The sequence below is a fragment of the Vibrio parahaemolyticus genome (genome assembly GCF_900460535.1).
GTDB lineage: Bacteria > Pseudomonadota > Gammaproteobacteria > Enterobacterales > Vibrionaceae > Vibrio > Vibrio parahaemolyticus.
In genome coordinates, this window is the sequence record NZ_UHIL01000002.1 from 257896 (window position 1) to 277562 (window position 19667).

The 19667-nt window shown below is 36.4% G+C and carries 9 protein-coding genes and 1 pseudogene; 3 read left to right on the plus strand and 7 right to left on the minus strand.

Going from position 1 to position 19667, the window contains the following annotated elements; translation table 11 throughout:
- Window positions 1–37 precede the first annotated feature (37 nt).
- A pseudogene (locus DYB02_RS18120) lies at window positions 38–903 on the plus strand (IS5 family transposase).
- Window positions 904–1081: 178 nt separating this feature from the next.
- Here the strand turns inward: DYB02_RS18120 and DYB02_RS18125 are convergent.
- The 4 genes from DYB02_RS18125 to DYB02_RS18140 form a co-directional block, all read right to left on the minus strand.
- A complete protein-coding gene (locus tag DYB02_RS18125) occupies window positions 1082–10006 on the minus strand; it encodes a DUF3491 domain-containing protein (protein ID WP_029861943.1) in 8925 nt (2974 codons plus the stop codon).
- Between the two features lie 423 nt (window positions 10007–10429).
- Window positions 10430–10798, minus strand: coding sequence for a hypothetical protein (locus tag DYB02_RS18130; RefSeq protein WP_029804551.1), 369 nt, complete (start codon window positions 10796–10798; stop codon window positions 10430–10432).
- A gap of 1367 nt (window positions 10799–12165) precedes the next feature.
- The gene (locus DYB02_RS18135) at window positions 12166–13992 is read right to left on the minus strand and encodes an Ig-like domain-containing protein (RefSeq protein ID WP_029861945.1); all 1827 of its coding nucleotides are present in this window, start codon (window positions 13990–13992) and stop codon (window positions 12166–12168) included.
- A gap of 1283 nt (window positions 13993–15275) precedes the next feature.
- Complete coding sequence (locus DYB02_RS18140; protein ID WP_029804548.1) at window positions 15276–16103, minus strand: hypothetical protein; 828 nt, start codon at window positions 16101–16103, stop codon at window positions 15276–15278.
- 859 nt (window positions 16104–16962) lie between these two features.
- Here DYB02_RS18140 and DYB02_RS18145 point away from each other — a divergent pair.
- Together DYB02_RS18145 and DYB02_RS26145 are read left to right on the plus strand one after the other, a co-directional pair.
- Entirely contained in the window at window positions 16963–17313 is a 351-nt protein-coding gene (locus DYB02_RS18145) for a hypothetical protein (protein WP_049874800.1), read from the plus strand.
- The gene (locus DYB02_RS26145) at window positions 17304–17543 is read left to right on the plus strand and encodes a hypothetical protein (RefSeq protein WP_369596099.1); all 240 of its coding nucleotides are present in this window, start codon (window positions 17304–17306) and stop codon (window positions 17541–17543) included. The genes DYB02_RS18145 and DYB02_RS26145 overlap by 10 nt, the downstream gene beginning before the upstream one ends.
- 302 nt (window positions 17544–17845) lie before the next feature.
- On the opposite strand, the gene ureG is transcribed toward DYB02_RS26145, so the two are convergent.
- The 3 genes from ureG to ureE are packed head-to-tail and all read right to left on the minus strand — an operon-like array spanning window position 17846 to window position 19665.
- On the minus strand, window positions 17846–18484 hold the full coding sequence (ureG, locus tag DYB02_RS18150) for an urease accessory protein UreG (RefSeq protein WP_020842397.1): 639 nt from the start codon (window positions 18482–18484) through the stop codon (window positions 17846–17848).
- Between the two features lie 8 nt (window positions 18485–18492).
- Window positions 18493–19158, minus strand: coding sequence for an urease accessory protein UreF (locus DYB02_RS18155; RefSeq protein ID WP_020842398.1), 666 nt, complete (start codon window positions 19156–19158; stop codon window positions 18493–18495).
- A gap of 27 nt (window positions 19159–19185) precedes the next feature.
- Window positions 19186–19665 (minus strand): urease accessory protein UreE, encoded by a 480-nt coding sequence (gene ureE, locus DYB02_RS18160; protein WP_025537107.1) that lies wholly within the window; start codon window positions 19663–19665, stop codon window positions 19186–19188.
- Window positions 19666–19667 lie beyond the last annotated feature (2 nt).

Sequence of the window (19667 nt, forward strand, 5' to 3'; positions counted from 1 at the left end):
GATCTGATCGGCTAAGTAAGTTAATTCCCCTAGTCTCATGCCGAAACCTCGCTACAAAACAACGAACTGGAAACAGTACAACAAAGCCTTAATCAACCGTGGTTCACTCACTTTCTGGATTGATGAAGAAGCCATTCGCCAATGGAAGCAGAGTAAACAAGATAAACGCGGTAGACCTCGTCAATTCAGCGACTTAGCCATTACCACTGCACTTATGGTGAAACAAGTTTTCTCAATACCGTTAAGAGCATTGCAAGGGTTTATCGATTCTGTTTTTTCATTGGCTAACGTCCCTATCGTCTGTCCACATTACAGTTGTATCAGTCGAAGAGCTAAGCAAGTCGAGGTTTCATTTAAACCCAAGACTAGAGGTGCAATACAGCATCTAGCCATTGATGCGACGGGAAGCGTAGGGGCTGGAGAAAATTGCATTTAGCGGTAGACACCAGCACTCATGAAATCGTCGCGGCAGAACTGAGTTTATTAAATGTTACCGATGCAGAAGTCCTTCCTAACTTGCTCAAGCAAACACGCCGAAGAATTATCGAGATATCTGGTGATGGCGCTTATGACACAAGGGATTGCCACGATGCCATACGGTTCAAGCGAGCTGTTCCACTCATCCCGCCAAGAGAAGGGGCAGCCTTCTGGAAGAATGGTCACCCTAGGAATTTAGCGGTAGGTTGCCAGAAGCTCTACGGCTCCAACAATAAGTGGAAGAAGCGGTACGGCTATCATAAACGCTCACTATCAGAGACAGCAATGTATCGAGTGAAGCAGTTGTTAGGTGGGCGATTAAGTCTGAGAAACTACAATGCTCAAGTTGGTGAAACTTACGCCATGATTAAAGCGCTAAACAAACTTACAGGGCTTGGTATGCCTGAAACTCAGTGTGTTGTATAAGAATCACTCAATTGCAGGCAGTTTGGTTCTCTGACCGAATTACGCAACAAAGCTGGTGGATGTGTCCATATCATTAACAAGGCCCCTTTAAAGATTAAAAAAGGAAGCGGAGATATCCGCTTCCTTTTTGGTCATGAGATATACACTGGTATTGTCAGTTTAAAGTTCAAATGAAACATTAATCTTTAGCTCTCCATTTGGTATTGTAGATTAACACTTCATTTTCCACACCACTGGCTAACGTAAACACCTCTTCTAATGCCATTGTCTTGCCATTATCAAGAATAATTCTAGCTTTCGAATCTTTCAAATGACCATGTTCAATAGAATTTGGTTTTATTATTAACTCAAAAACGTATTGATTAGAATAAACTTTCAACACACATTTATCGTTCTTACAATATGCTGTAATTTTGACTTCATCGTTAGTAGTGGTAAAGCTAGAAACATCAATCATCTCTGGAGAATCATTATCATTATGAAGGAAAATCTGATGTTGAGGTTGTTTTATACTCAAAAAATAATAAGAACTTCCTTTGCTACCATAAACTGTTGATGGATAAGTAGTGTTTATATTAATTTTCTCATTTGTTTTCTTTATTTTATAGGTTAAACTTTCATTCTCTAGAATAACTTTATAGTTGCCATAATCGAACTCATTAACATCTCCATTTAACATATGTAATTTTTTATTTAAAATTACATCTTCCGGCTCTAACAGACCAATATCTTTGTGATATTCAGAGAATTTGATCATATCAATCTTTCTCGCAAACATCTTACCATTTTCATTTATTCCAAGTTCCAATCCATCTTCAGTAAAAATAACAACATTAGAGTTATAGAAACCTTTATTTTCTGGGAAATGGATTTTAATCACATTCCTAAATTCATTAATACGCTTATTAAAGTATACATGTATACTTTTATCAAAAGACATCACTTGATGAACATTGTCAATACTACAACCAAGTTGTAAATATTGAATATTATCACTATCTTCTAAATGAAGAGCTGTATCAAAAAAATCTCCATTTACATCAGGAACGGTTATTACATTACTACCTTTTCCAAGATGAATTTTGTTAAACGCGTGACCAGTAATAAAATGGTTTCCTTCATTATTACCGATAAAGATGTTATTAGCTTGATTAGATCCAACAAGGGTGTTTATATTCTCTTGAACCAGAAACATCAAATCTTCTTTTTCATAATTGGCCCAACCACTGGTTACGACCGTCTGGCGTTCTTTTTTATTCAAATCAACATGAATACTTAAGTGATAAGGTAATTCACTGAAAGAAAGAATGTTCTTAACCCCTTTTTTTCCTCGAATATTAAAATGGCCTATACCATTTGGGTAAACAGTGACACCTTTATCCCCTCCTCTGATAGTAAAATGATAATGTGTTAACGCTTTTCGATCATGCTTGTTTTTTTGCAAAAACATTTCAGATTCTAATTTAGGCAATACTACACGAATAGCCTTATCCCCTGTAATAACTTCAGTATGCTTATGCATATGCTCAACAACAGGATAATCCTTTCTCGCAACTTCTTGGTAGTCATCCCATGCCATACGTATCACTTCTGTATTTGCTCTAAGCTGAGAAGTGTAACCAAGAATAACGGTACTATAGTCACCTTCTGGTACCGAAGGCATTTCGGAAGGCCAAATGCGGTTAGCAAACCCTTTGACCAGATTAGTTTCACTAGATAGATCTTGGCACTGTACTCCTCCAGAGCTTCCAAAAATATTGGGTACATTGACTTCATCTCTATCAAAACATGCAACCGCATATTTACTTCTTTTCCGCACTTCTTCATCAGAAAGTGTCGGGTCATTCCCTACACCTTTACCATTATTATGTGATGGTTCACCGGTCAATTGGGGTGTATTTGAAGACAAATCCAACGTTAAATCTCCCACAATTTGACATGGAGACAAATCTATCACCCCATTTTCTTTATCAATTTTTACAATACTTTGTGCTGCCTGATTCAAATACTTTTCCACATTCACCCAGGCTGCTCTTCTCGCATTTTCCTGGTGTATATGCAGTTTAAAGTTCCTTACCTCTTGCTGTAAGAACATCAATGGGAATGCGGCAATTCCAAGAGGAGGAAAGGCAAAACTACCAAGTGTTAGTGCAGTAAAAGTTGACGCAAAGGCGACGTCAATTTCTGCCAGCATTTTTTCTACACTCTCGTCTCCAGCATTCAAATATGTTTGAACTGATTCACCCAAAGACCATAGATTTAATGCGGTATCTAAAAGCGGAAACCGGACTACATTGGCAAATCTAGACAGTACTTTTCCAGTTGATCCACCAATTTTTGTTGCCAGCTGACTGAGTTTTTGTGCAGCCATAGCCTCAAAGGTGATATCACTAATGCTAGCCCCAAAACTCTTTTTACCCATAGACATAAGAGTAGTGCCAACAACTTTTTCTGTTACCGTCTTAACGTCTGAGGCCAAATTAGCATGGTCCACAGCAGAAATATAATCACCATTATGCGCTAATCGAGCATATTGTATAATTCCAACAAGAGACATAATGCCATCAAGGTTCATATGATCGACCCCTTCTGACAGGGCATCCAATCCTTCACGCAAGGTCATTTTTAAATCTGAAACATTGATGTTAATATCTACATTTTTCTTAGTACCAAGATCGTCAACTTGTAATTTTATTGAATCACTTTTATCATCGAAGTCTACTTTTGTTACTTTAAAGTTATTAATATTGCTCGTTTTTATGGCCTCTTGTATTTTTTTATAAATACCAGAAATCAATTGACTAACACGTTCACTTTGGGCTTGTAATCTTCGTGCAATATGTTTCTCTTTAGCATCCTGTGAGAAAATGTCATCAAGACTAATTTGACGTTTTTCATCAGTAGGCTTCAATGATTCTACTAATATTTTGATATCTTCATGATCTTTAGCAGTCAGATAATGCTCATCAGCATATTTTCTTAACAAATCAACATCGATTCTTAATTTATCTACATCAGCACCATCAAATTTCATTTTGCTGACTCGGTCATCAATTCTTACACCATCCAGCAAGATGCCACATTTATACAAATCAACCAGATTAAATACTTTACCTCTAATATCGATTTTGATACTTGATTGCTTAATTTTCTCAAGTGTTGACTGATGATGACGAGTAGTCAGATCAAGCGCATCAAAACTGACAATATCTTTCCAACTTTTATCTTTTACAAAGCTAATATCAACAACATCACCAGTTGATTTCCCTGTATACAGTTCCCACACTTCAGGCGAAATTTGAATAGAGTTCTCAACAAAGTTCAACGCCTGTTCCAAGCTTGTAAAATCTGCATACCCAAAGTTAGGGTCGGTTACACGGTATTTTCCTTCAAAAACCGAAACAACCATGCTATGGAAATCAGTTGTTATTAATAGATTTTTTACTTTATTCTCTACTAAATAGTCAGTAACACTTTTCGTATCAAAATCAGACAATCTGATTCTCTCAAGATCCGGTGATTGTAATAACTTATTATTACCATGCTGCTGTGCATGTTCGACTTGGTTTAACGTCGAATCCAATAGGTGCTTATCACCTTCAGACAGTGGAAATTTGTCAATTTTACTTTCCTGATATAACGCACTGGCTAAATCCAGATTTTCTTGCAAGGTTTTGTAATGCTCTTCATTGTTAACAAGAAGATACAACTCTGCTAACCCCATACAACGGCCTTCCTCTGGAGTCAGCAGCATTTGCGGGTGATACTTAACATTACTACCCTCGAATCTCGTTACCGCATCCTGCCATAGTTTTGCATTTCTACCATAAAAATCACCCCATTTTAGCGCTCGATATTTAGCCTGTATGGAAATATCATGTAACTTAGGCGCTGAAACAGGATTTGTAATATAACTGTCACTGCCTGCATAGCCTAATCCCTTCAATGTTCTTTGCTCAACAAATGTTGACTCTGGCATTGAAAATACAGATGATGATTTAGAATTTATTTCTTTTAAAAGATTATTAGTGATACTCGGAAATTTATCCGAAGTTATATGAGTCGCACATTCTACAAAGCTATTCTTGCCAGTTAATCCACGACTGATTTCAGTCAGTGATATATCTTGTCTTGTGGTTATTTTACTTATGAAATCATTAATATGTGCATCATCTTGCAGCATAAAAGCTAAAGCATTCTTATTAAACTTAGACTTTATTGACTCTATGCTTATTGATTTACCCGTTCTAATCTCACTATTCACTTCATAAAGAGTAGTGAAAAATCTTTCCATCCCATCTAAAACAACGTTATTTTTATATAAACCATCTTTCATACCCGAAATCATAACGTCAGATGTTAAAATCCCATCAGTGCTGGAAAATCTCATTCCAAGGGCAGAAACATCCTGGTTCATCACAGATAAAAAATATTTACCCAGATTATTTTTATCCAATGTTTCTAAAGCTGAATTAAAAGAGACCTTTAATGCCTGCTCATAACTACTTGGACCAAAATGAGGCTCTCCTTCACCAAAAAAATAATGATAAAGTCTTTTTAGGATAATTTTTGCATCAGCATCATTTCCTCCTGTAATATCTAATACAGTCTTAACCAGTTCGGTTGATGGTGCCGCAATGGCTGCATCTTGTATCATCACACCAGATTCCTGACTAAGAATGCCATACTTTACAATATTATCGAGATCTTCAAATCCATACCCATCCCGTATCATCTCTTTTATTAAAAGATCATCTTTTAGAGCATTTGATATGTTTTTGATTTCTATTCTACCTTCAAAATTATTCTTCTTTGCTTCTTTCAGAAATTCATCAATATTTTTCTTTTCATTCGATATATATTTATCCCATAGTGGAAGTATATGACCATAGTAGATATTTTTTTTCAGTTCACTTGCATCTTTCATTTTAAATATATCAAATTCTTTCCCATTAAATTTAATATTTTTTTTAGCTGGAACAGAATGAGATTTATTTTCAATATCGACTAATTTCTGTCTTAGACTCTCATTTTCAGATAGATCTGATAAAATAACCAATAATGAGTCGTGCTCATCATTTGTAATTGTCCCCAGTTGTTCTTTTTTCTTAAGTAAATAGTACCTTTCTAATTTAGCACCAACTTCATGATCACTATTACTAATTAATTCTGATATATGTTTCTCCCTTTCTTCTAGTATTGACAGCTCTTTTAATACTAATGCTTTGTTGTAAACATCATCTTTCCAAATTACAATTTTTGTATCACTGTCACTTGATAAAAGAGAATAAATAGATTTTTTGTTTCTATCTGGGCTTCTATTTATATCTGTTAGTAAATAATGCGCTTTGTTTTCTATAGGAACAGAGACTTTATTCAGCTTTACGGTCAACTGATCAGCTAATGATATACCGACCCATTTAACAAGGTTATTGTCAGATGACAGTAAGTAGTGATGGATTTTTTTGTCTATATCAGAAAGTTTATCTAAGTCGATATACTCCCCACCAACTATCTTATTATAGTCTTCTTCTAATGTTGGCCATTCTTTTTTTAGTTTATCCTTTAAATCGGATGGCCATCCAATCGTTAATCGTCTAACATTTAATTTTGTTGGTGTAATACCAAACAGTCCTCCTGTTTGTTTTGTATAAAGAAGGTCCGGTAAAATATCTTTTATATCCGATCTTTTACCTATCCATGTACTTGCATCATCTGGCGTGACATCATTAATACCTGCCGATTCTTGGTTAACCCAATCATAATGCTCACCTTCGGCTTCAACAATTTTTTCAAGATTACCAATAAATGAATCTTTTGCGAGCCCCTTAAAGCGGCTATCACTCTGATCCAAACGACATTGGCCGAGTTCTCCCAATGAATGGTAATAGGTTTTCATGGACTTCATGATCGCATCAGGACCCGTGATGTGGAGTGTGCTGTACATTCTAGGAATGATGCCATCCATCCTATATTTAGAAAACAATGTGCCTGCTGTGTATTTTTTAGGATCAAATTTAATTTTTTTATCTCTGATTTTTATTGTTTTTCTTTTTACAACAGGATCAAATACGTTGACTTTCAATATATCTTGTAATGCTTTTTCGTTAAGGCCTGTTTTATAACTTGATAGTGCTTCGCCATCTAAAACAACCACACGATCAAAAATAAACGTTTCACCATTTTTCTTTAAATGGTATTTATTCGCCCTATCAAGTCCCTCTTTGCCAAATAATCCATTAAAATATTGACTAAACTTATTTATATCTGAAAATTCAACGGTTCCACCGTTGGCATCATAAAATCCATATACTCTATTGGCTCCCTCACCGACAGCCCATGCCGCCATAGCATGCCCGGGCGCTTCCAATTTTAGTAATACTGGGGCACTTTTTTCACTTACTGATGTCAGTATTTCTATGACATTATTGATTGGTTGTTTTTCTTTTTTTTCCTTCCATACTTGTTCTTTAGTGGAGTGCATTGGGTTTTTGGCATGAAGCCTAACCAATGCGTTTAGCAATTGTTTAGCTTTCGTTACTTCAGTATCTGTGTAGCGAGCAGGTTCACTTAACACGGCCGCGGCAGAATACAAATTTTCAATTAATTTTCCAGACTGACTTTGTTGACTTTTACTCTCCAGATATTTTTCTGTCAGCATAAGAATCGACAATGGATCACATCGCCCACCGTAACCATCACCAACTAAGTTTAGTAGAAACAACTGTGGCATTAATGTTTCTTTGGCAAATTTGTCAAATTCCCCGCTGGAAGCAACTTTATCAAAAAGTTGATGATATTCTTCGATTTTAGGCTGGAACGTTACCGATAAAGCACGTCTTTCTACTTCATACGATAATGCGCCAACTTGTTGATCATTTAGTTTTCCCTGATTTTTTTTCATTAGACCAACTATTTCTTTAATATTCATTTCATCCATGAAGCCAGAAACACTACTTTCTGCATCTCCAGCACTGTACCCTTCGAGAAAACCTTCTGTGGCACGAATATCTTTGTGTTTCACCCCTTTCTCTTCTGGTGCCAGGAATTTCCCATATTCTTTAAGATCTTTATCCAGATCTTTTAGTACTTCTTTTTTTCTTGCCTTTTTATCATTGCTTTCTAAGTCAGACACAAACAGTTTTGCTTCAACTTTTTCACGGCCACGTAATGGATCGGATTGTTCATTATTATTTGGATTATAATAATAATGTTGTTCTCTGATACCTTCTGTTCTTAACTGCTCTCTTATTTCAAAAATTTCTCGGTACGCATTTTCCTGTCCAGAAATCACAAAGTCCGTGACTTTGCTTCCCTTATGAGTTGCAAGAAAGTTATTGTTACCGCGAATGTTCCAACCTGACTTTCCCCCCCACCATTGATGGCGTTTAGACATCACCATAGAATCACGTATCACTGTAGTGTCTATTGGAGAGAATATTTTACTTTTATCAGTTTTCTTTATTGCATTAATAATATGATCTAATCTTTTCCTATCCTCTGGTTTAAGATTATTTTTTAATCCTGCACTAGGCTCATCGCTAACTAACGAGAGTATTTCGTCATTGAGTGCACGACGGTGATCTTCTTTTTCCAGAAAATCAAAATCTTTACAATTATCTTGGATAATTTTATAGACTTCTTTTGTATATCCGGGTGTGACATCATAGTCTGTATAAATACCACCATGGTTTTTTAATATATACATGCGCAACTGATCGGTGGCAGCAGCATAGTTGCCTCGAAGAATTAACTCTTGCTGATACTGTTGTTTTCTATGCACCTTTTTCAGATCAGGTAAGGATGTTGCTTCGTTTAATTTTATTTTTTCTCTACCAAAAACTTCTACTAATTTATTTTCTATTTCTTTTATTTTATCTTTATTGCCTTGTAAGATTTTTTTGAATTCTTCTATTTTTTTCTCATCGTAGTGTAAGGCTTCTTTCAAAAATGAAATACGATCATTATCATTAAAATTCAGCAGTCCTTTCGTGTACGCATAGTTCATCACGGCATCCTGAACTTGCAACATTGATTTGAACAGATAAGTGTTAAAAAGAGAGGTTAATTTATTATTGAACTCTTCACTTAAGTCCGTTTTTTTCATTAAACGGGATGTTTCTTCCTCGCTTAATGAATAAATCAGTTCGTTCTTAGCATTTTCAAAAGCAGCTTCTCTCAATTGTTTATTAAATTCATATGCCGACATGGCATTGGGATCAGTCCATAAATTGAAAACGAAATCAGGGTATGCTGATTTATAAGCTTTTGCATATTTGGTAATACTCTCTGGTGGTGCACCAGCAATCCAAATAACATGGATATTCTTATCAATTTCAACTTTATGTGACTTATACTCCGTTTGTATTTCACTAATTAGTTCAATAATATTATTTTTTTCAGATCGATAGTTCTCTTTTCCATTTTCGGCATTAAAATCTTTATATATTTTCGACAAAACATTGGCTTGTTGTTTTAGTTTCTCTATACCTTCCCTACTGTTTTTATCACTTAGTGATTGATATTCATCTATACTCTCCTTTAATGAATCAAGTAATTCATGATTAATTTCTTTTTTTTGTATAGATCCATTGAAAATTTTCTCTTCAATATTACTGCTGGTAAGGTCATATTTATTTTCTATATTTAAACGATTTACTTCTTTATTATCTATACTGTCCAGACTTCTTTTTTTTATTGTTTTTTTAATGTGACTATCTAGTGCTATTGAAGTTGGTTCATGATACATGTGATACGGTGAGACTGAATCTGCTATAGTAGATGCATGTGGGATAACTGATGTTGTTTCTTCTTGGTGTATATTATTACTACCAATGAGAGGCACTGAAGAAGCGGTGCCAGACATCAATAACCCAAGTCGATGCATAACCATTGATTTCCAATTCCCACTCGTAGTTACAAGAGGTGTGCTCTTTGGTTTAATTGTTTTTCTTATTTCTTCTTGAATTAATCCTCCAATAGCTACTACATCTTCTGTTGAGACGTTTTTTATCTTTGTTATTCTATTGATAAAAGGTTCATGAGTTGTTTTTTCTGAGTTATTAATTTCTGCAAATTTATTTGATACACTATTTGTTTTCATTTTATTCTATCAACTTCTAAATTAATTAAGCACTTTTAATATAATTTTATTGAAATTTTTATTTGGTGACGTATTAAATTTAAATTTCCCTCTCTTTTGCAAAGCAGAACATGTTCTTGTATACACGGCTTTGTTGCGTAATAGTGAATTCGCGAAGAATTGGAGCCAAAATTCAGAACAAAACTCTTAGGTGATTCCAGTTATCTACCAAACGATAAGGCTTGAATGGGCCTGTTACCGCTTGAGGAATAACAGATGAAGTGGATTATTCTTTTACGCAACAAAGCCGATCTGATCGTAGATTGATGCTTTAGTTCCCTGATTTAGGAAACAAAGCCACAACTTTAGTTTCCCTCTACATATTATTTATCTTCTAATAAGTCAAATATGTTCGTACCTCGTAAAATTGAGACTTTGCTTGTTTCAAAGCCAAGTGTTGTATTCTTTATAATCATTGCTATTGTTAGATTTGTTTTTATTTGACGTTTTTTCGTAATCCATTCCAAAACAAGCCCCAAATCCAAGTACTTTTACTCCAACATTAACACTTTTATCTTTACCAGCGTTGTTTACTTCTACAGCTACACTAGCAAGCGGTGTGTCAAATCCAACACGTACCGCTTTTATTTTTATTCCATCGATAGTATCCATACCTAACATCACTGGCTTCTCAGGCATGTTTTCTATTGCAATGGTGCTAATCGATGATATAGCAATCATGTTTTTTTGGATGTCGCTTTGAAGCATAAATTCACTGTTGAGATTTGGTAAAGAAACACTGCGTTGAAGCATATTACAAACTCCTTAAATTTCAGTTTCATTTATTTTAATTGGACAGAGTAACCCTAGGGAAAATTAAATTTATTTATATTTTAGTCGTCAGTATCGATACCTACTAGATATTCATTTAAAAAGCAAGCATCAAGAATTATTCACCGACATCAGAAAGAGATGAAATAACAGCTATCGGCAGGTTTGTTGAAAAAAAACATCCTCAGTCATAATCCTAGAATAACATTTCCCACATTGCCTGACGTGGACCAATAACATGCTAAACATATACCGTAATTTTAATTTTTTTGACGCCACAGTTCTATATTGTCCGTGATATGATATGCATCAAATTGTTTTTTTGAATAGGTTTATCACAATTCACCTATGTTAGGTTTCTTGATTAGATAATCATGGGTAAAATCACATTCGTCAGCGCAGCTATCTATGTGCTGATGATATTGACCGTAAAACTTCATTGTGAAACTTTAATGTTTCATACCTTAAGAAAGCCAGCGACATGGATGTGTAACTGGCTTTCTTTTTATACCCACTTTTCATTATTTATTTTAAATGGATAATGGAAACCTTTATTTGAGGTAGGGCTCATCAACCAAAATGCCTCGCCAAAATGGTTATATTTAAACTCTTCGAAAAATTAGAAATGCTTTTTCTACAATTGCATATAACTCCCTCTAAATCGAAAATTACAGTGTGATTTTTTGGAACAGTCTCAATTTATTCATCAAACGAGCCAATTCTAATACAATAACCAGACAAGCAACTCGCATTGGATTAAATACTCAGCAGCTAGCGAACAACTCGACCACATTAGCCTATTACCATACACTGAAGCCTCATTACAAAAAAAGTGAACCAGAAACACGCAACAAAACCGTAGCTCTCTGAAAGCAAGGGGGGCTAAGAACCTATCTCAGTAGGCATTATCTAAGCAAAATCAACACCTATTGAAAACACTATAAATGAGCTCAACGCAGCGCTTAATCTCTGGTGCACGCAGGGCAAAAATGGAGTCGCTACTGCATATCCACAAAACTAACTATTCTTTAGGTACACATCAAAAAAAGAGCGGACAAGCATGATGTAATGAACAACATTCTTTTTGCTCACAGAAAGAGTCGCAAGCGGAGTGTGCGCAATGCGAAAGATGCTATCAAACACTGAAATACTGTCAGAAAATCAAACATAGCGATTAATACAAATTAATCATTTCCCAAAATACATAAACCACCACCCAAAAGCAGCTTACACTCAAATTGTCACGTAGTTTACAATTTAAGCAAAAAAAAAAGAGGGCATAATGCCCTCTTTAACTCCTGAATACCTTGCTCACAGATATCTAAGAAAAAAGCTCGATAGGTGGCTTTTTACTCAGAAACACAAGAGACAAATCTCGCCTGCTCTGGAGCATGGCTACTTTTGTAACCAGTATACATGTTAATGTTATGATAAGTGCCTTTGCGACTTATTTCCGAATCAGTCCCGTATGTGTTCGATGTTGGCCATCCATGACTTAGATATAAGCTTCGGTTTTCTTTAAACAACGCCTCCAATTGTTCGATTGTCGCTAGTTTCCAATTACTTCTATCATGATAATTAGCTTGGCTTAATAGCTGACAAAATTCACGTGCCATCGCATGAGAGAACCTTGCAGGCTTTAGACCATTTGGCCCATAAACACCATCTTCTGAAAACGTGTTGTAATAAGCAGCATTAAGCTCTTTGGCAAAGTCAACAGTTGGAGTTGAAGTATAGAGCGTTGTTGGGTTTTTCTTTAGTTTTGTTACTACCGGACCAGGGTTGGATTGAACTCGAATGCTATGCGAGTCGCTGAAGCCATCTACTGTCACTTGCAGTGAAGCTTCTCCTGGATGAATACCACGCGCAACGCCTTTGTCCAATTTTACAATCGCGCTATCCGAAACCGAAATATCAACCCCCTCTTTAATCTCTACCTCGCTTCCGTCAGCGAATTGCCCCATTACTCTGATAACAGCCTCACTACCCTGAGAATAGGTGTTCGAAATTATCTCAGGGACAACCTCTAGGTTAATTCCTTTTAACTCATTCACAGAAACATGAATAGTTTGAGTCTCACTTTCAACTCCATCTTTCATTGCGGTTAGTGTCACGACCCCAGCTCGCAACGTCGTAAGAAGCCCATCTTTCGATACTGTAGCGATATTTTTGTCTGATACTTTCCACTCAACTTGATGAGTCATGTTAAGCTCTGTATCGTCAGTAAAATGCCCTGTCACATGCAGTTGCACTACCTCATTGGTAAAAACTTTACTGATGTTTGGTGATACTGTTAACTTATCTAAAACAACCTCATAGACTTCGATGTAGTGTGGCTCACTTTCAATATTATCTATCTTTGCCGAAATAAGAGTGCTTCCTGCTTTCAAACCTTGCAAACCCTCAATAGGATCAATCTTAATCGTAGATTGGTCTGAGATATTCCAAGAAATCTGAGATGACACATTATGACGTCGACCATATCGATCAACTCCCATTACATACCAGTGCGCTTGCTCGCCAACTTTTATTGAATGAGGAAGACCAACAACATCTAATGAAACATAAGGGGACTCAATCACATCCATAGGAACTGGCCAACTCGTTACCCCGTTGCTTGCAGCAGCTGTAATAGTGGTTGAACCTTGGCCAATACCAGTAGCAACCCCATTACTGATACTTAATACACTTTCATTACCGACGGACCAAGACACCGATGGAGTGATATCAATGTATGCCCCATCAGAAAAACGTCCTAAGGCTTCGAGTTCTGTAGATTTTCCTCTAATCAACTCCCAATCACTCGATCCCACCCTCAGATCAGTTAACTCAACATCATTAACAGTAATGTTATAGTTTTCTGTTTTATCATAAACAGAACATTGAACTTGATACGAACCAGGTTTTACACCAAGCAACAGGTTGTCCTGAATTTTTAACCCAGTAGAATGAGTGATACATGACACGCGGTCTGTCAAGTCAACTGTTTCCCCCTCAACGGTCTTATCTGTAGCGGTAATAGAGATTACACCATCAACTGGGATCAGTGTTGGATTATCATTAAAGTGCCAGTTCGAATATTTGTTTTCCATTTCAAATAGAATATTTGTCTGGGAACTAGCGAAACTATGCGTACTTATCAAAGCTAATGTGGTGAATATTATATTTTTCTTCATTTAAACCTCCTAAAAACACCAACTCAAACAAAATACCGCCTTGTTTGGAAGGCGCCCCTATATAAGAACGCAAAAGAAAAAAGCTGAATAATGAAATAACAAGGATAATAATGAAAAATGACGGCATTTCAAAAAACTTATAAATCAGAATGTTACGAGTATAGTAGTAACTTAGAAAAAACCTCTCTATCAAACAAACGAGGTTTTGGCATAAGGCTACGAGGATTAGCTGATGTTAAAACATTAACTGAGTGAACTATTGGTTGCTGAATACCATAGATTATGTATCAAATTCTCTGCAATCAGCTAACCCACTTTACAAATACATAAATACTTCATGCACTCCTCTGAGGCAGTGGGCATCTTCTATTTTTGGCAAGAGTACCTCCCAGAAAAAACATGGTGAAATATTAATTATCATGAGAAACAGATCGTGTCTCATTGTTGAAATTATTTTTATGGGGTAGCATAAGAGTTACTTGATATCCTAAATAACATCTTAATAGTGCTACACATCGTTGTTACTCTTTTTGATTATAGAGCCTACGCTGTGTTATTTAATACAAGTTAAATCAGCATTTACCTTCTTTGATATAGAAATGCTATAGAAAAGAGTCTGTTAGAGAAGCGGAGAAATGTGTATCGAGAAGAAAAAATGATTTAAATTATGGAGTGTATTCTTTTAGAGGAACGGGTGGATTGCTGAGAAGCAGTAGCTATGGAAAAAAAGCAAAAAGAGACTTTCATAAATTACTAAATGATGAACAATTTTCGAAAATACATTGTAGTGGTTTTGTTGGTGGTATAGCACAAATAGTAGATGCTAAAAGAAATGATATGGAACCATCAATAGTTAAGATTCACACAAAACACACATCACCATCAAAACTACTCAAATATTTAAAGTCAAACAGTGAAATAATAAGAGTTGGTAAGATAGTAATATAGATTTATTTAGATAGAATCTATTATCGAATTAACTTTAACCTTAAATACAGTTATTTCTTATTAATGGTAATATTTCACTATTTCAAATTTTTAAGCCCCCCCTAATAAAGACAGGGAATTCAATGGCTTTTAACTATTCATACTACAGGGAGAAAAGTCTAAGGTGAAACGCTTCTAATTTTGCTTAGACAGACCCGCCGAAGAATTATACATATATCTGACGATGGCGATATCCTAACCGTTAATTATATTAGTCATTTTTACCATACCCCCACCAGAATTGGTAGGGGTAAATAAGTTATGCTGTTGTCTGATTAAAATAAAACACCACCTTTTTACGGTTTGTAAATATCCATATAAACTCCATTATAGTCTCTTTTCTCAAGTAAGGAGATATGTAAGATACTGCTATTATTAGCAACATCATTTTCCCATGTTTTTTCTGTCACCATCAGCATTGAGTTTGGCGGGAATATTGCTTCAAGAGTTCTACCCTTTTCTACTATTGCAGGATTACCTTTAATGGTTATAACTACTGGTACGGTATCCGTTGCTCCTGTTATTTCAAAAAAGAAATCACTATTCAACATTTGAGTTTTATCCGTTCCAGAAGAAATAAAACCTTTGTCGGAAACAACATCCCCTATCTTTGCGTTAGTTAATACTTTATAATCATCACTTGCGATTCGAAACACTGATATCGGGTCACCTTCCACTCTTCCTGAATCAATGCATCTTATCATTGACTCAACATTTTTGATTCCTTCACTTCCAAATGTTTTAGTTAATGAACGTTCGTCATTTTTCCTTAGGTAATCATTTATAGGACTGCTACCTATTTTATCGTAATCAAAATTTATTTTTGCTGTAGGTTTTAGGTGTTTATTTTCTTGGGCTTTAAAAGATAACCCTGAATATAACTGTTGTTGTGAAATGTATTTCTGTCTTTTTTGGATCAACACCTTATTTTTTTCTTCATACTTTTTAATTTCACTAGCATTACTTTTGACACTTTCAATTTTTCTTGAAAGGCTTTGTATTTCTTTTTCATTTTTTGCAAGCTTTATTTTGACAATACGACTGGCTAGACTGTAATCGCCGATTTTCGCTGCTCTACTTGAATGATTTAGTGTTCGTGCGATAAATTTTTCAATTGGTATCATAAACTACTCTCCTACACGGTTAGTTAAATATTGTGTTAGCCAATTGTTGGCTTAAATAAAATAGGATTCAAACAACATATTCGATATAAAAACCAATGACATAATTTTAATGAGTGCATGACAGTGGTTTTAAAATAATATGAGTTTTCTTAATAGCAACTGAAACCCGTAATATCCCCTTCCTATATTGCTTTCTGTATCTAGATGAAAAAAGGATGATGCAAACACTGTAATTGATTTAGAGAGTAAACCATGATGTTTTTCCACTTTTTCTCGTGAATCAGCGTTCGTGCTCAACTTTGTTTTTCATATCTAAGACCTTGGATGTCCTCGTATCCCTCTAGTTCATTGGTTTGTATTTGCGCAGTATTTTACACTATGCCACTACAATCACTAATCCAAAAATAAGAAAGCTAGAGTTTATTAGGCGTTATACTGTTAGTTGTTTTATAACTTTAGATATAAGGATGCTGAATTAATGAATGTAAACGTTAAGATCTTGGCTTCTCCTCGAGCTAGGCTACAAAGCCCTAAACAAACGCACATCTAATATCATCAACTATCTCTATTAGATAAAGAGTAACTATGTGGGGATAAATAACCATTTGAAACCTTATAAGTCAAACATCCATAGCCACTTATCGTTCGTTTTTTCCTTACAACATATTCACTCAGTTTTTTTTTGTCCTTATTTCGCGTATAAAAATCATCCCAAAAACCTTCAAAAGACATATGTTTAAAACTCGCATATCACAAACCTAATTTAGTTAATATGGATTTTATTCTTTTTTAGGTCACCAGAATTATTCTGAAAAATAAAGATACAAACAGGCTTTATTGCTCAATTCAGTGAAAAAATGTGACTGACCATGTTGCTTATTTTGTGCGAAGCATCGCGCAAAGAACTTGTACAGAGCTCAAAGCGGTTTTGACAACATCAAAAGGCGAGCTGGGCTCAAGGTGCATCCAGAAAGAACTGCCTGAGAACGATGTTCATCATAATGTTAAAACCATTGCAGCCAGTATGAGGCATCAGAATTTAACGCCCAAAGTCACACGCAAGCTCAAATCTACTAAGGGCAGCAAGCATAAGATGACGATTGCTATGAGCCTGAAGACTCAAGACTTCAATACAGTGAATAAAATCAAAAGTATGCAGGTGGCATTACCTATATCACTACAAGCGAAGGTCAGCTCTACTTGGCAGTAATTATTGATTTTGATTCAAGAGAACTAATTGACTGCTCTATGGATACAAGAATACCTGCTACGATAGTCTGCAATGCACGATCTAGGGTATTATTACATCACAGATTCCCTGTACAAATTTTCGTTCATCGTGATCGAGGTGATCATTGCTGTTCAAAAAATTCTCGAGGCCTGATAACTATAACTTCTTGTAATCTAGAAAAAAGTATAAGTAGAAAAGGAAATTGCTAGGAAAATGCTTATGTTGAGATATCCTTCCATTCTATAAAAGTGGAAGCGGTCTAGCATGAGCCGATTTGACGAGAGACTAGGCCCCCAAACGTTCTGTGCGCGCATAGAGTTATGATCTGACGAGAAAGCACCGTGCTCTTGGCTTGGATATTTAAGCCCAACTAACTTTGAACAACAAAATCTCGCTTAATCACTTGCCCAGTTTGGATGGATAAGTTCAAACGGACATACGCTAAAAAACGAAAAGCCACCCATGATATCCGGGTGACTTTATTACGTCATGGACCTCAATGTGAGCAAACTTAATCCACTTTGGGCAGCATACCTTTGTCTACAATGAAATCAATAATTTTTTGAAGACCAATACCATCCTTCAGGTTGGTAAAGACGTAAGGTTTTTCTGGGCGCATACGAGCAGTATCTGCCTCCATAACATCCAGTGATGCTCCAACATACGGCGCTAGGTCTATCTTATTGATCACCAACAAATCAGAGCGGGTGATGCCAGGGCCCCCTTTACGTGGGATCTTTTCACCTTCAGCAACGTCAATGACATAAATGGTTAAATCTGCCAACTCTGGGCTAAATGTTGCGCTCAAATTGTCGCCACCACTTTCGACAAAAACCACATCTAAATTTTTGTGACGTTTTGCTAATTCTTCGACCGCCGCTAAATTCATAGAAGCGTCCTCACGGATTGCGGTATGAGGACATCCTCCTGTTTCAACACCAATTATGCGATCAGCATCTAGTGCTTGTGCGCGTGTTAAAATTTTTGCATCTTCTTGCGTATAGATGTCATTCGTAACGACCGCAATTTGATATTTGTCACGTATTGTTTTACATAGGATTTCAAGCAGGGCTGTTTTACCTGACCCCACAGGACCTCCGACACCAATTCTCAGCGGTTGTTTGTAATCTTGATTATTATATTCTTGCATTTTTTCTCTCATGAACGGAAAAGACGAGTGTATTGCGTCTCATGCTGACAGCTTGCTATCACCTGAGCTGGAGTAAAACTACCAATCCGATCGCACGGCCATCTCATCGATTTCTCGATGACCTCTGGCACAAACTTAGTGAGATCAATTAGCAACTTTTGACCTGCAGTTTGTCCTAAAGGAATAAGCTTCACACCAGCCATTACGGCGTTTTCTAACCAGCTCCACGTGTAAGCGGAGCAAAGTTTCACCAAGGGGATCTCCCACTTCTCCGCAGCTAGAGCAAAAGCAGCAACTTGAGTTTGATTGACCAACGGAAAAGTGTGCTCCGACAAATCGATCCCCAGCTGAGGAAGCAACTTGGCAAATGCAGCCCCACGTTGACGCTCTTCTATTCTGAGCTCTTTTGTCTCTCGACTTGCGACAATGAAATCACACCAATACTGCGCTTTCTCATAGCTCTGCACACCAAGCAAATGATGCAACTGGATCAAAATTGGTATTTCTAACGTCGCTAGGCTGTCTTGCATTTGTGAGGTTAACCACAATGCAAGACTTTGCTCATCCTTGACCCAACCTTTTTCGATTGCCCATTCGAGCCCTTGAGAATATGTGAACGCACCTACAGGTAGTGATGGGCTAATAAGTTGATACAAACGTAAATCTGTCAACATAGAAATCCTTAATACAACAGATTTACATTAATGATGATGGTGACCGTGAGAAGCACCACTTATTGAGCCACCGTAAGCTCCGGGCTCAGGTTGGTATTTAGCTCGCTCAACACGAACCCCCAAACCAAGTCCTTTGACCATATCATCGAGTACATGATCATGCAGATAGCGGCACCAACCTAGCTCCACTTGTAGTGGTACATGCCTGTTTCCCAGGTGATAACACGCTTTGGCAAGTAACAATAAATCGTCAGTAAAAGCTGTAGATACCACCTCCTCAGCCGCCTCAACAAGAGCAATTTCACCGGTCTCTGCTTGCAGAAGATCACCTTCTTTTAATACGGTTCCGCGAGGTAAAAACAAACCAGCTTCATCACCGTTATTCAAGCAAACCTTTAGTCTGCTTTTAGTTCTCTCATCCATGGTTAAACATACGCTCAGGCAATTTTCTCTGTCGGTGAAATTAGCTCTACCTTCACTGTTAATAACTTGTGTGAATCGAATCATTG